The following is a 13,317-nucleotide window of genomic DNA, read 5'->3' as shown; positions in this document are numbered from 1 at the left end:
GCGTAATGATACATCATTACATAGAAAGCCCGCGCGCCACTGCAAGAACCAGACGACAGGATTTGCACATGACCCTTTCCGCCCCCGTTGCCGACTCCCGCCTGCCCGTCACCGTGCTTTCGGGCTTCCTCGGCGCAGGCAAGACCACGCTGCTCAACCACATCCTCGCCAACCGCGAAGGCAAGCGGGTGGCGGTGATCGTCAACGACATGAGCGAGGTCAACATCGACGCCGATCTGGTGCGCGGCGGCGAGGCGGCGCTGTGCCGCGCAGAGGAAACGCTGGTCGAGATGACCAATGGCTGCATCTGCTGCACCTTGCGCGACGACTTGCTCAAGGAAGTGCGCAAGCTCGCCGAGGAGGGCCGCTTCGATTACCTCGTGATGGAAAGCACCGGGATTTCGGAACCCCTGCCCGTGGCCGCGACCTTCTCGTTCCGGGACGAATATGGCGAATGCCTTGGCGATGTCGCGCGGCTCGATACGATGGTGACGGTGGTCGACGCGCTCAACCTCTTGGCCGACTATTCGAGCACGGATCTGCTCTCGGCCCGCGGCGAGACGGCGGGCGAAGGCGATGATCGCAGCCTGGTGGGCCTGCTGGTCGAACAGATCGAATTCGCCGACGTGGTGATCGTCAACAAGGCCAGCGCCGTGCCGCCCGAACAGCTCGCCATGGTCAAAAAGGTGGTCGCCTCGCTCAATGCCGATGCACGCATCATAGAGGCCGACTTCGGCAAGGTCGCGCTCGACGCGATCCTCGATACCGGCCTTTATGACGAAGAGCGATCCGAACAGCACCCGCTGTGGATGAAGGAGCTTTTCGACTATGCCAGCCACCGCCCCGAGAGTGAGGAATATGGCGTCGAAAGCTTCGTCTATCGCGCCCGCCGCCCGTTCCATCCGGCGATGTTCTACCGCTTCCTGACCAGCGATGCGCTCGACAGGGTGATCCGCGCCAAGGGGCATTTCTGGCTTGCTACCCGCACCGATTTCCTCGGCGAGCTGGCGATTGCCGGGCACCAGAAGACGGTGAGCCGCATGGGCCGCTGGTGGGCCGCAGTGCCCAAGAACCGCTGGCCCGACGACGGCACCTTCGAACAATTCGTCGTCAAGCAGTGGCACCCGGTCTGGGGCGACCGGCGGCAGGAGCTTGTGTTCATCGGCATCGGGCTCGACAAGGCGGCGATCACCGCAGCGCTGGATGCCTGCCTTGTCCCGACCGACGAATTCACGCCCGAAAAATGGGAACGCCTCAACGATCCCTTTCCCGCTTGGGGCGATGCGGCCGTTCCCGTCGATGCCTGACGTGCGCGACCTTGAGCCGGCGCGAAGTTTTGGCTCTGGCTTGGGCGCATCAGCACTGCGCCTGCGACCGGTTTGCGGCTCGGCAATGGCCTTACCGGGCGCGAGATTGCTGCGGCGTTCGGTTGCGTGGCGCCCAACGCGCACGAGATATCCCCGGTGCCGATAGCGGCTTGGGCGCACCGCTTGCCGCTCAGGCCCCCAAATGCCAAAGGGCGGAGCAGGGTGTCGCCTGCTCCGCCCGCCGTGGTCACGCCCGAAGGCGCGTGATCAGAAGCGCGCCGTTATGCCCAGGAACATCGTCCGTCCGATGCCCGAGACCGGGTAGGCCGAGCTCGACAAGTAGGGTTTCTCGTCGGTCAGGTTATTGATGCCGCCGTAGAAGGTAATCTCGTCGGTGGCATCGAGATTGAAGGCGAGGTTGTGCAGCCAGTATTCCGGCGCGAAGCCAGCCGGGCCGAATTCCTCCTGGATGCGTTCGATCTGGATGACCGAGGCAACCGCCGTCGAACCGATATACTGCACCCCGTAGTTGAGAGTGAAGTCGCCGCGGTTCCAGGTGACCGAGCCGTAGCCCGACCATTCCGGAGCGCCCAGCTCGCGCAGGCCCGGATTGACGAAGGTCGGATCAACGGGATCGAAGAAGCGGTTGAGCCGCTCGGTCCAGTTGCCACCGACATTGAGGTTGAAGTTGTTCTCGCCCAACGCGAAGCCGTAGTTGACCTGGAAGTCGACCCCGCGCGTTTCCAGCTTGGCAAAGTTGATCTGGGTCTGGCGCAGGAAGTTGAAACCGAAAGGCGTTGCCGAACCCGGTCCGTTACGTTCAAACAGGTCGCAAAAGTCGTTCGGGAAGGTCGGCAGGTCGTAGCAGGAATTGACGATATCCTGCGCGGTCACGGCCTGGATCGCGTCCTTGATCTCGATCGCATAATAGTCCGCCGAAATCGAAAGGCCGGGCAGGAAGCGTGGCTTGATCACCGTGCCCACCGTCCAGGTGGTGGCGGTTTCCTCCTTCAGGTTCGGGTTGCCACCGCTGGTGCCCGAGAAGCGCGCGGTAAGCGGATCTTCGTAGGGCGAGATGCCAGCGCCGGGGTTGCCGTTGATGAAGTCGGCATTGAAGCCGAGCGCGATCGCCTCCGCGATACAATTGGCGCGCCGGTTGGGCGTGTCATCGATCAGGTTGGCATCGCACGGGTCGGAAGGCCGGAAGGTCGCGCCCTGCTGGGGATCGAACAGTTCCGAGATGTTGGGCGCGCGGATGGCCCGAGCGTAAGTGCCGCGGAAGCGAATGTCCTCGACCGGGGCCCATATGCCGTTGACATTCCAGGTGAAGGCGCCGCCCACGGTCGAGTAATCGGCATAGCGACCAGCCGCACCGAAGGTGAGTTCGTGAAAGAACGGCGTGTCGGACAGCACCGGCAGGAGGATTTCCCCGAACACTTCGACCACGTCGAAAGAACCGCCGGAATTGAACTGGCGGGTCTGGGCGTCAAACAGCAGTGACTGGTTGTCCGAGATGTCGCCGATGAAGGTGCCGGCCGGGCCTGCCGGCGAACCTTCGGGCAGGTTGCCAAGCAGCAGATCGTTGAAGCGCGACCGCGACTTTTCCTTGCGGTATTCCGCGCCCAGCGAGAACTGCACCGCCCCGCCCGGGAGGTTGAAGAAGGCGCCAGTGTCGCCGTTCAACAGGCCGGTCACCACGGTCTGCTCGAGACGGAAGCGATCGGTGGTCGGGGTGGTGATGAAGTCCACACCCGCCTGGCTCACCGAGTTGACTCCGTTGAACAGGCTCACCGGCACACATTGGCCGTCACCCGGACGGAAGGTAAAGAAGCCGGGTGCGATCACCGGGAAGAATTCCGAACCGGGATGCGGAGGCGCGGTCGGATCGAGCGTCGAGCGACAGATCGGCTGGCCATTGGCGGGGTTGGTCACCACGTCGATTGCGGCGAAGAGGCGATCGTACAGCACCGAGTTGCTGAAGGTATCAGCGTTGTCGCTGCGCCCGTAGTTGCCCACCAGTTCATACTTCAGGTGCGGCGTAATCTCGCCTTCGATACCGCCGACGATCCGGTAGGTCTCGCGCTTGGAGGTGGAGATGCCCGGCCCCAGATCAAGAAAGTCGCGGCTGATGCGCAGACCGCCCGCTTCGTCCGCATCGGCCTGAAGCACGTCCGGAATGAAGGGGTTATCCGGCGCGATGAACAGGCTGTCGTAGAAGCTGTTGTAGTTGTTGCGGCTGGTGGTGTTGGTGCGGACATACTTCGCGTCGAGCCAGACGCGGGCAGCTGTCGAGAATTCGAAGCTGGTGCGCAGGTTGGCATAGATGCGCTCGGATTCGGGGATCAAGGAGGTTTCGTTGGTCCGCTCGACCGCACCATCACCGCTGAACTGGTTGGAGGCGGTGGCGATGATGCCGTCGACAAACGGCCGCACGCCGCCTTCCGGCGTGGTCACGTAGCAGCCACCCCCGCCGAAGCCGGTACGCCCGATGTAGCTTTCGTTACAGTCGGGGATGCCGTTGTTGTTCACATCGGCCGAGAAGTAATCGAAATCATTACGGAACACGAGGCCGGCGTTTGAGGAGATGGCGAAGCGCGGATCGGCGCCAATCACGAAGGCCGGCGCGTTGGCCGCGCGGTCGACCAGCGCCTGTTCGGCTGGGGTGATGCCGCCGGGAAACAGCGTGGCGACTTGCGCCGGGGTTGGGATCAGCGGACCGAATGGGAAGCGGGTGTTGTTCGGGCCCGGGCCGCCAAGCCGGAAGCGGCTGGCAAAGTTCGGCATGGTGGCCGGGTTGATGTCCCCGCGCTGGAAGCGGCGCAGCGGGTTGGCATAGGTGGTCGAATTGTTGCCGCGTCCGTTGTCGCGGGTGAAGGAACGGTCGCCCAGCAGGATCTCGTCATCCTGCGTGTATCCGGCCGCCAAGGTGATGTTGCCCCGGCCTTCCGCGAAATTCTGGCCGATGACACCTTCGAGACGATAGCTCTTGCCGTCGCCCTTGGTCGAAAGCCCCATCTGCCCGTCGAGCTGGATGCCTTCGAAATCGCGCTTGAGAACGTAGTTGACCACGCCCGTCACCGCATCCGCGCCATAGACCGCCGATGCGCCCCCGGTCAGCACTTCGACACGCTCGATCAGGGCGTTGGGAATGGTAGAGACGTCGACCGTCTGCGAACCGGCCACACCCGAGACGTGACGCCAGCCATCGACCAGCACCAGCGTCCGGTTCGAGCCGAGCTGGCGCAGGTTGAGCGTCGCCTGGCCCACGCCGCCACCGCCGCGTTCGAGCGAGTCGGCCACCGTGCCCGACGCAATCAGCGCCGGGATCTGGCGCAGCGCGGCAGTCACGTCGGTCGCGCCGAAATTTCGGAAATCCTCAGCATCGAGCGTGCTGATTGGCAGCGGCGCCGCTGCGTTGGGATCGCGTGCGATGCGCGAGCCGGTGACGATGATCTGCTCGCTGGCGGATTCATCGCTCGCGGACTCTTCGGCGACACTGTCCTGCGCCAGTGCATTCGCCGGGGCGAGCCCGGTGACGAGCAGTGCAGCGGCAAGCGCCGACAGCGACGAAGTTTGGCGGGTAAGGGCGGAATAACGCATTGAGGCTCCTCGCGTAGGTCGTCATTCGAGATCGCGGCTGAGCCCGAGGTAGGGCCGCCAAAGTTGCGCGACACAGCTCAAATCGGGCGCGACGACCATCGCCCGCGAATGAAACTGCCCGGTTCGTCCTGCGTGAGGTGCCGGCCGAAGCGCTGCGCTGTCCGGCTTGGGTCACCCCGATGAGAGGTTTTGCTGCAAAATCGTGCAACAAAGTGAATGAAAATTGTCGCAGGCCAGCCGCGCGGACAACCCGTTTACGGCCTGTATTGCGGGATAAGCCGGATTTTGGTTGGCGAGTGTCGCTCAACGGCAACAGGTGACTGCCGCAGGCGGGACGGCCCCGGCATGCGCCGAGGGTGATGTTTTTGCGGGTTCGCTTCGCCCGGCTCGCTCTGCTAGCACCCCCGGCATGAGCGAATGGATCGGTGAAGCGCGTGCGGCGATCGCGGCAGCGCGGGCATATTGCGATGCGGTGCGGCACCGGCTGAACGAGCGGGTGGCACCACGCGGCGTGCCCGATCCGGCCCTAATCGCGCGCGAGCAGCACGCGGTGCATGGTTTCGCCTGGGCAGCGGCCACGCTTGCGGCGATCGAGGCGACCTGCGACTGGGCCGCGCGTGCGGCCGGTGCGGGCCGCTTCACTGAGGCCGATTCGCTCACGCTGCGGATCGCTCTGGGCGAGGCGCTTGGCCAGATCGCTTACGGTTTGCCGATGAGCGCCAGCGAAGTCGTGCGTCCTTCGGCCTTCGGTTGCGAGGCTGAGGCGCGCGCGCTGACTGCGGATCCGGCGGTCGCGCGCTTGCTTGGCGAGGGCAGCACGACCGAGACGCGCGCGGCCTTGGCAGCGCTCCTCGCCGATGGCGCACGGCCCGATGAAACCCTGGGCGACGAGACGCTGGATCTGGTGCGCGAACAGTTCCGCGCCTTCACCGCCGAAAGGATCAGGCCGCACGCCCATGGCTGGCACCTGGCCGACGCGCTGATCCCCGATGCGGTGATCGCCGAAATGGCGCAGCTCGGCGTATTTGGCGTGTGCATTCCGGTGGAGCATGGCGGCCTCGGGCTGGGCAAGCTGGCGATGGCGGTGGTGTCCGAGGAGCTTTCGCGCGGGTGGATCTGCGCCGGCAGCCTTGGCACCCGTTCGGAGATTGCCGGCGAGCTCATCGCCCACAACGGCACGCCCGAACAGAAGGCGCACTTCCTGCCGCGCATTGCCGATGGCTCCTGCCTGCCGACCGCGGTTTTCACCGAGCCCGATACGGGTTCCGATCTCGCGGCGGTGCGCACTCGCGCCGAGCGGCAGCCCGATGGAAGCTGGAAGGTGACGGGCGCCAAGACCTGGATTACCCACGCGGCCCGGGCCGATCTGATGACCATGCTGGTACGCACCGATCCCGCGCAGCCGGGCTATCCGGGCCTTTCGATGCTGCTCGCCACCAAGGCCCGCGGGACGCCCGAGGTGCCGTTTCCCGATGCCGGGATCGACGGCAGCGAGATCGAAGTGCTCGGCTACCGCGGCATGAAAGAATATGCGCTCGGTTTCGACGGGTTTGGCGTGGCAGCCGACGGGCTGCTGGGCGGACGCGAGGGGCAGGGCTTCAAGCAGCTGATGCGGACCTTCGAAGGTGCCCGAATCCAGACCGCCGCGCGCGCCGTCGGTGTCGCGTGGAATGCCTTCGATCTGGCATTGGACTATGCCCTGGGGCGCAAGCAGTTCGGCCAGCCGCTGATCGCCTTCCCGCGCGTGGCCGACAAGCTCGCGCTGATGGTGGCCGACATCGTCATGGCCCGCGAGCTGACCTATCTCGCCGCCCGCGCCAAGGACCGCGAGGCGCGCTGCGACATCGAGGCGGGCATGGCCAAGCTGCTCGCCGCACGTACCGCCTGGGCGGCGGCGGACAACGCGGTGCAGATCCATGGCGGCAATGGCTATGCGCTCGAATATCCGATCAGCCGGGTGCTGTGCGATGCGCGGATACTCAACATCTTCGAAGGCGCAGCCGAAATCCAGGCGCAGGTGATCGGACGCGGACTGCTGGGCGCGCAGGCGCAGGCCAAGGCCGCCTAGAGGATCCTGCGAGCCAGTGCCATCGGCGGCGCGATGCGCTCGCCGTCGAGGCCGAGTGCGGTCTTGAGATCGACATGGCGCGGCCGGTCGCCGCGCAAACGGATCATGCGCTCCACCCGCCGCACCAGCAGCGCGGGATCGAAGGGCTTGCGGATGAAGTCCTGCGCCCCGGCATAGATCGCCCGGGCTTCGTCGGCATCGCCGCCCACGGCGGTGAACATGATCACGGGCAAATCATAGTGGCGCGCGGACTGGCGCAAACGGCGCAGCAGCGAGAGGCCGGATTCGCCCGGCATGGTCTGATCGAGCAGCACGAGGTCGGGCTGCTTGCGGCGCAGACAGTCCCATGCGGCCTCGGCGCTGGTGACCCAACCGCAGGCATGGCCGGCATCGATCAGCACCTCGCTCACCCGTTCGGCGATAAGTTCGTCGTCATCGACAATCAGGATGCGGGCCATCGTATCGGGCTTTTCTCAGGTTGTTTCCGGCTGCCCTGTTAACCATGCCATGTTCAAGGACGGCTTGCCGCGGCGCTCCGCAATTGCCCCTAGCGCCGGCGCTGCGCCTCGCCGCCTTGCCGCCTTGCCGCTGTCATCCGGCGCTGCCATGTCTTAAGCGATGATTCGCGAATTCTCTGCCGACGATGCCTTCTCCCCCTTTCTGCCGGCCGAGGGGATTCACAACCTGCGCGACTATGGCGGTTATGCCGTGCCGGGCGGCGGGCGCGTGCGCACCGGCCTGCTGTTCCGCTCGGGTCAGCATATGGAGGCGAGCGAAGCCGATCTTGAACTGCTCCATGCGCTCGATATCCGCACCGTCATCGATCTGCGCGGGACGAGCGAGCGTGCGGCTTTCCCCTGCCGCCGCCACCCCCAATTTGCCGCCGAGGTGATCGCCCATCAGGGCGAGACCAGCAATTCGCCGCCGCACGAAGGCGGGGGCGGCAAGGAGGTGATGACACCGCAGAAGGCGCGCGAGCGGATGCTGGCGGTCTACCGGCGGATGCCGGTCAATCCGGCGATGATTTCGATCTTCTCGCGCTATTTTGCCGCGCTCGACGAACGCGACGGGGGCAGCCTTGTCCATTGCTTTGCCGGCAAGGACCGCACCGGGATGGCCGCGAGCCTGCTGCTCCACGTGCTGGGGGTGCATCGCGACGACGTGGTGGCTGAATTCCTGCGCACCAACGAGGCGCCCACCCGCGAGATCCTCGAACGCCAGTCGCTTGCGCGGATCGAGGCGCATTATGGTGCCATCGCGCCCGAAGCGCTGGACTATCTGCTGGGCGTGCAGCCCGAATATATTGAGACCTACTTTGCCGTGGTCGCCCGCGATCACGGCTCGCTCGACACCTATCTCGCGCAGGCCTTGGGTGTGGACGAGGCGCGCAAGGCCCGCCTGCGCGCGAAGCTGGTGGCGTGACAATCGCGCCCCTGCACCCCATATCGCGCAACTGAAATTCAAACGAAGGCAAACACCCATGGCCATCCATCAGACCAAGATGCTCATCATCGGCTCCGGCCCGGCGGGCTATACGGCGGCGATCTATGCCGCACGCGCAATGCTCGAACCGATCGTGGTGCAGGGCTTGCAGCCCGGCGGGCAGCTCACCATCACCACCGATGTCGAGAACTATCCCGGCTTCCGCGACGTGGTGCAAGGCCCTTGGCTGATGGAGGAGATGAAGGCCCAGGCCGAGCATGTCGGCACGCGCATGATCTGGGACACGATCGTCTCGGTCGATCTGGAGAATGGCCCGCCGTTCCGTGCGATTGGCGACAGCGGCGATGAATATATCGGCGAGACGCTGGTGATCGCCACCGGGGCGCAGGCGAAATGGCTGGGCGTTCCGGGCGAGCAGGAGCTGGGTGGCAAGGGGGTTTCGGCCTGCGCGACCTGTGACGGCTTTTTCTATCGCGGCAAGAAAGTGGCGGTGATCGGCGGCGGCAACACCGCGGTCGAGGAGGCGCTCTACCTCACCAACCATTCCGACGACGTCACCCTGATCCATCGCCGTGACAGCTTGCGCGCCGAGAAGATCCTGCAGGAGCGGCTCTTTGCCAATCCCAAGATCACCGTGCTGTGGAACAAGACGGTCGAGCGCTTCGAGGCGGGTGCGGGCGGCTTGCTCCACCACCTCGTGCTCAAGGACACGGTTACGGGCGAGACCTCGACGCTGGAAGTCGATGGCGCCTTCGTCGCGATCGGCCATGCGCCGGCGACCGAATTGTTCAAGGGCAAGCTGCCAATGGACGAGGGCGGCTATCTGCTGACCGAGCCGGGCACGCCCAAGACCGTGATCCCCGGCGTATTCGCTGCCGGCGACGTGACCGACCATGTTTACCGCCAGGCGGTGACGGCGGCGGGCATGGGCTGCATGGCCGCGCTTGACGGCGAGCGCTTCCTCGCCGCGCGCCAACATGCCGGGGCAAGGCAGGCCGAGGCCGCGGAGTAATCCTGCGCGGCGGGCCGCGCGTCAGAAAACTGCCATCCCCGCGTGCAGGATCAGCGCCATCAGCACGAGGCTCGAGAGCGCATAGAGCGAAAAGCGGATGGCGACCTTGTTGATGGTCGCCTGCACGATCGAGTGCAGCACCCGCAGGCCGACATAGGCCCAGGCGAGCGTGGTGTTGAACCCTTCGCCTTGTCCGACGATCGCCAGCACGATGGCGACTGCGTAGAACAATGTCGGGGATTCATGCAGGTGGTTGAAGTTGTTCGCCTTCCACTGCACCTGTTCGGGCAGCAGCGAGCCCAGCGCCCCGGTGTTGCGCGCGTCATCGGGCTTGATTCCCGCTCTGGTCATCGCCGGGATGCGGGTCGCATACATCCAGACCCACATCACCATCGTCCAGGCCAGCAGCGCGACGACGGGTTGAAGAATGTCCATTCCGATCATGCGAGCCTCCCTAAGCGGGCAGGGCCGAAGGGTCGGCCAGAAGCGTTGCCATCACCGCCCGCACCGCCAGCACGATCAGCGCGATGGTGCCAGCGATGAACAGCACGAAGCGCACCGGGATGGTGTTGACGAGGATCTGCCACAAGGAATGCACGATCCGCAGGCCGACATAGGCCCAGGCGAGCGTCACATCAAGCGCCCCCGGCCCGGTGAGCGCGAGGATGACCACGGTGACATAGAACAAGGTCGGCTGTTCGACGAGGTGGGCGTAGTTGTGCGCCGGCCAGTTGGCCTTGTCGGGCAGCACGCCTTCCAGATCGGCGCCGCGCACACCGCGCTTGTTGGGCAGCACCGACTTATCGGCGATCTTTGCCACCGCTCCGAAGCGCGCTGGAATAATCCAGACCAGAACGATCAGCGTCCACACCACCAGCACCGCTGCGGGCGCCAGCATCTGTGCCAGCATGTGACATTCCCTCCCAATGGTCTTTCTGGGGATGCTTCCTGCGGAGCGGATGCCAGATTGTCAATTGCAACCTATCCGCGGGTCAGCACGTGCAACTGCCAGTAGCCCAGCGGCCCCCGCCTGCTGGTGAGCTCAAGCCCGCGCGCGGCGGCGATGCGGGCAGCGGCGTCGGGCAGAGCCTTGCGCGGGGTGACATGGAAGCGCGCCAGCCAAGCGCGCAGCAGCGCCGCGAGCGGCGAGGGCAGTCCGGCCAGGTCGCCGAAGTCGACGATGTGCAGCGCGCCGCGCGGTGCCAGCAGGCTGGCGGCATGATCCAGTGCGGCCTCCCAGTCGGGGATCATCGAGAGCGAATAGGACAGCACGATCCGCTCGAACTGCGGCTCGCCCAAGAGGGCTTGCGGGTCGAATGCGCAGGCATCGCCTTCGCCCAGCCGCGCCCGGCTGCCCAGCGCCGCGCGCGCGCTCTTGAGCATCTCGGCGGAGATATCGAGGCCGAACAATCGCACCCCCGGCCACACCTGGCCGGTTCTGGCCAGGTTGCGCCCTGTCCCGCAGGCCACCTCCAGCACCCGCATCCCCGGCGTGGCATCCAGCCCTGCGATCAGGGTGTCGCGTCCGAACAAATAGTACTTGCGCGTCAGGTCATAGATGTGGCGCTGGCCGCGATAGACCTCGTCCATCAGCGCGGCGTGCGCGGTGCCGCGGCTGGCCATCACGCCAGCTCGTACACGTGCACGCCGCCATAGATCGACGAGCGGTCGCGGCGGGTGAGATCGGCGGAGAGTTCGTCGAGATAGCGCCAGCGCGACAGGATGCTCTCGCCAAGCCGTCCGGGCAGCAGGCTCGGCTCGGCAGCGGTGCGGAACAGCACCCGCGCGCCCGGGCGGCTGGCGCGGGTGATCCTGCCCCACAGCTCATCGAGCTGGGCATTGTTCATCCAGTCTTGCGCATCGAGCAGCACGAAGCGATCCACACTCGCCGGCTCGCGCATGCCGATCCACTCCACCATGTTGGCACGGACCACCTCCAGCCGCTCCACCCGCTCCCTCATCGTGTCCCAATTGCTGCGCTGGAGATAGGGCTGCAACGGCGCGGCCTCGGAGCGGTCATAGCCGCGCCCGAAGGCCTGCCAGGCGAAATAGTTGTCCTTCACCGCGAAGTCGCAGGCGAGCTTTTCCAGCCGCCGGCGCAGCACTTCGGCCATGCGTTCATCGCCCGCTAGGTGCGCGAATTGCGCCGGGGGGATGCCGAGGCCGAACAGCGAGGCGGGCTGATCGGTGAGCCAGCGGATGAAGCGCTTCTCGAACACGGGTGCCAGCTCGCGTTCGAACACTTCGCGCTGTTCCTCAAGCGTCGAGGCGGCCAGCACGCGCGACAGGTCGATCTTGTAGAGCTTGGCGAACAGATGGGCCACGCCGATGAAATTGCCCAGTAATCCCTGCCGGTAGATCCCGCGGGTGAAGTAGTTGATGCGTCGCCGTCCGCGGAGATCGCGCTTTTCCCAATAGGCGCGGCTCTCCGAATCGAGGTGCGGCGCGATCATGCTGCGATAGACTTCGGCATTCTCCTTGTGATCGGCGTGGGCGAAGAAGCGGTGGAACCGCTCGTAGCTCGGCAGATGGCGGATCGCGGCGATCTTGAGCCGGCCGAGCGCCACGTGGGCGCGGTTGAGATCGACCGCGGTCACGGCTTGCGGATTTGCGATCAGGTAGGACAGTGCGTTGCAGCTGCCGCTGGCGATGCACATCACGCGGCTGTCCGGCGCGATCGCGAGCCCTTCCATGTCGACCACCGGGTCTTCCCAGATCTGGGCATAGACCAGCCCCTTGAAGGCCAGCGCGAAGGCCTTGTCGAGCAGCTTGTCGGCCAGCCCCGCATCCTTGCGGACCACCGCATCCTCGATGATCCGCTTTGCCTGTGTCGCCATGTGCCGTGCTGTCCCGGTGATTGCGTCTGGCCCGCCATATGGCCGCAGCGTGTCGCCTGTATGACGGTTTCCACAGGCCTAGGCGCTTCCGGCAATCGTTGCCGCATAGTCCGCCGGATCGGCATTGCCGCCGGTGAGCATGATGACCGTGTCTTCGTCCACCGGCACCTTGCCCGCCAGGGCCGCCGCCAGCGCCGCCGCCCCGCCCGGCTCGACCACGAGGCGCAGCTGATGGAAGGCGAAGCGCTGCGCCGCGCGCACCTCGGCGTCGGTGACGGTCACGCCCGGCTCGGCCCGGCCCTTGAGCAGGGCGAGGTTCAAGGGCTTGGTGGCATTCGGTTGCAGCGCGTCGCAGATGGTCTTGGGTGCTTGTGGCGCGGCGTGGACCAGTGCGCCCGCCGCAATCGCCTGTCCGACCATGTCCCAGCCCTCCGGCTCGACCAGGTGGATGGCGCTGCCCGGCGCGCCGAGCGCCAGCCCTGCTGCCAGCCCGCCGCCGCCGCAGCAGGCGATGATGCGGCTGGGTGCGCGGCCCAATTGTGCTGCGATTTCAATCGCTGCGCTGCCCTGACCCTCGATCACCCAGGGATCGCCGAAGGCATGTACCAGCGTGCCGCCCTGCTCGGCGATCAGCCGCGCGGCCACTTCGTCGCGGTCTTCCTGCGGCCGCCGGTAAAGCACCACCTCGGCCCCCAGCATCCGGGTGTTGGCCAGCTTCACCGCCGGCGCGTCATGCGGCATGACGATGGTCGCCCGGATGCCGAGCCGCTTGGCCGCCCAGGCCACCCCTTGCGCATGGTTGCCCGAGGACACCGCCACGACACCGCCTGCGCGCTCGGCCGCGGTGAGGCTTGAGAGCCGCCACCACGCACCCCTGATCTTGAACGCGCCGATCGGTTGCAGCACCTCGGCCTTCACCCATGCCTGCACGTCGCCGATCGCGACCGGCAGCAGCGGGGTGGGCGGCAGGATCGCGGCGACAGCCTCGGCAGCAGCGATCACGCCTTGGGTTGTGGGGATTCGTTCAGCCACGGACGTTGAAACCTGTCT

11 protein-coding genes are annotated in these 13,317 nt (G+C 65.9%); 4 read left to right on the top strand and 7 right to left on the bottom strand.

The window, feature by feature from the left end; genetic code table 11:
- The first annotated feature begins 68 nt into the window (after window positions 1-68).
- A complete protein-coding gene (locus tag BZF61_RS13100) occupies window positions 69-1,307 on the top strand; it encodes a GTP-binding protein (protein ID WP_086619836.1) in 1,239 nt (412 codons plus the stop codon).
- A 267-nt stretch (window positions 1,308-1,574) separates the two neighbouring features.
- On the opposite strand, the gene BZF61_RS13095 is transcribed toward BZF61_RS13100, so the two are convergent.
- A complete protein-coding gene (locus BZF61_RS13095; protein ID WP_086619835.1) occupies window positions 1,575-4,907 on the bottom strand; it encodes a TonB-dependent receptor domain-containing protein in 3,333 nt (1,110 codons plus the stop codon).
- A 409-nt stretch (window positions 4,908-5,316) separates the two neighbouring features.
- Between BZF61_RS13095 and BZF61_RS13090 the strand changes: the two genes are divergently transcribed.
- Window positions 5,317-6,975 carry an acyl-CoA dehydrogenase family protein gene (locus BZF61_RS13090; RefSeq protein ID WP_086619834.1) on the top strand — a complete coding sequence of 553 codons (1,659 nt, stop codon included), beginning with the start codon at window positions 5,317-5,319 and terminating at the stop codon, window positions 6,973-6,975.
- On the opposite strand, the gene BZF61_RS13085 is transcribed toward BZF61_RS13090, so the two are convergent.
- Window positions 6,972-7,433, bottom strand: coding sequence for a response regulator (locus BZF61_RS13085; protein ID WP_086619833.1), 462 nt, complete (start codon window positions 7,431-7,433; stop codon window positions 6,972-6,974). The genes BZF61_RS13090 and BZF61_RS13085 overlap by 4 nt on opposite strands.
- Before the next feature lie 160 nt (window positions 7,434-7,593).
- Here BZF61_RS13085 and BZF61_RS13080 point away from each other — a divergent pair, with 160 nt between their 5' ends.
- Both BZF61_RS13080 and trxB read left to right on the top strand, forming a co-directional pair.
- Entirely contained in the window at window positions 7,594-8,397 is an 804-nt protein-coding gene (locus tag BZF61_RS13080) for a tyrosine-protein phosphatase (RefSeq protein WP_086619832.1), read from the top strand.
- Window positions 8,398-8,455: 58 nt separating this feature from the next.
- Window positions 8,456-9,430, top strand: coding sequence for a thioredoxin-disulfide reductase (gene trxB / locus BZF61_RS13075; protein WP_086619831.1), 975 nt, complete (start codon window positions 8,456-8,458; stop codon window positions 9,428-9,430).
- A gap of 21 nt (window positions 9,431-9,451) precedes the next feature.
- Here trxB and BZF61_RS13070 read toward each other — a convergent pair whose 3' ends face one another.
- The 5 genes from BZF61_RS13070 to BZF61_RS13050 form a co-directional block, all read right to left on the bottom strand.
- Window positions 9,452-9,874, bottom strand: a complete 423-nt coding sequence (locus BZF61_RS13070; protein ID WP_169711970.1) for an MAPEG family protein — start codon at window positions 9,872-9,874, stop codon at window positions 9,452-9,454.
- 10 nt (window positions 9,875-9,884) lie between these two features.
- Window positions 9,885-10,340, bottom strand: a complete 456-nt coding sequence (locus BZF61_RS13065) for an MAPEG family protein (protein WP_086619830.1) — start codon at window positions 10,338-10,340, stop codon at window positions 9,885-9,887.
- Window positions 10,341-10,411: 71 nt separating this feature from the next.
- On the bottom strand, window positions 10,412-11,053 hold the full coding sequence (locus BZF61_RS13060) for a class I SAM-dependent methyltransferase (RefSeq protein ID WP_169711969.1): 642 nt from the start codon (window positions 11,051-11,053) through the stop codon (window positions 10,412-10,414).
- Complete coding sequence (locus tag BZF61_RS13055) at window positions 11,053-12,267, bottom strand: BtaA family protein (RefSeq protein ID WP_086619829.1); 1,215 nt, start codon at window positions 12,265-12,267, stop codon at window positions 11,053-11,055. Before BZF61_RS13055 ends, BZF61_RS13060 begins: the two co-directional genes overlap by 1 nt.
- A gap of 78 nt (window positions 12,268-12,345) precedes the next feature.
- A complete protein-coding gene (locus tag BZF61_RS13050) occupies window positions 12,346-13,299 on the bottom strand; it encodes a threonine ammonia-lyase (protein ID WP_086619828.1) in 954 nt (317 codons plus the stop codon).
- Window positions 13,300-13,317: the final 18 nt, after the last annotated feature.

Origin of the sequence: Erythrobacter tepidarius, assembly GCF_002155695.1 — a bacterium.
GTDB classification, from domain to species: domain Bacteria; phylum Pseudomonadota; class Alphaproteobacteria; order Sphingomonadales; family Sphingomonadaceae; genus Erythrobacter; species Erythrobacter tepidarius.
This window is presented reverse-complemented; position numbering and strand designations above follow the sequence as displayed.

Excerpts from the sequence above, each read along its gene's own strand:
- BZF61_RS13065 (WP_086619830.1), bottom strand. The coding sequence starts at position 10,340 with ATGCTGGCACAGATGCTGGCGCCCGCAGCGGTGCTGGTGGTGTGGACG.
- BZF61_RS13100 (WP_086619836.1), top strand. The coding sequence starts at position 69 with ATGACCCTTTCCGCCCCCGTTGCCGACTCCCGCCTGCCCGTCACCGTG.
- BZF61_RS13080 (WP_086619832.1), top strand. The coding sequence starts at position 7,594 with ATGATTCGCGAATTCTCTGCCGACGATGCCTTCTCCCCCTTTCTGCCG.
- trxB (WP_086619831.1), top strand. The coding sequence starts at position 8,456 with ATGGCCATCCATCAGACCAAGATGCTCATCATCGGCTCCGGCCCGGCG.
- BZF61_RS13055 (WP_086619829.1), bottom strand. The coding sequence starts at position 12,267 with ATGGCGACACAGGCAAAGCGGATCATCGAGGATGCGGTGGTCCGCAAG.
- BZF61_RS13085 (WP_086619833.1), bottom strand. The coding sequence starts at position 7,433 with ATGGCCCGCATCCTGATTGTCGATGACGACGAACTTATCGCCGAACGG.
- BZF61_RS13090 (WP_086619834.1), top strand. The coding sequence starts at position 5,317 with ATGAGCGAATGGATCGGTGAAGCGCGTGCGGCGATCGCGGCAGCGCGG.
- BZF61_RS13060 (WP_169711969.1), bottom strand. The coding sequence starts at position 11,053 with ATGGCCAGCCGCGGCACCGCGCACGCCGCGCTGATGGACGAGGTCTAT.
- BZF61_RS13070 (WP_169711970.1), bottom strand. The coding sequence starts at position 9,874 with ATGATCGGAATGGACATTCTTCAACCCGTCGTCGCGCTGCTGGCCTGG.
- BZF61_RS13095 (WP_086619835.1), bottom strand. The coding sequence starts at position 4,907 with ATGCGTTATTCCGCCCTTACCCGCCAAACTTCGTCGCTGTCGGCGCTT.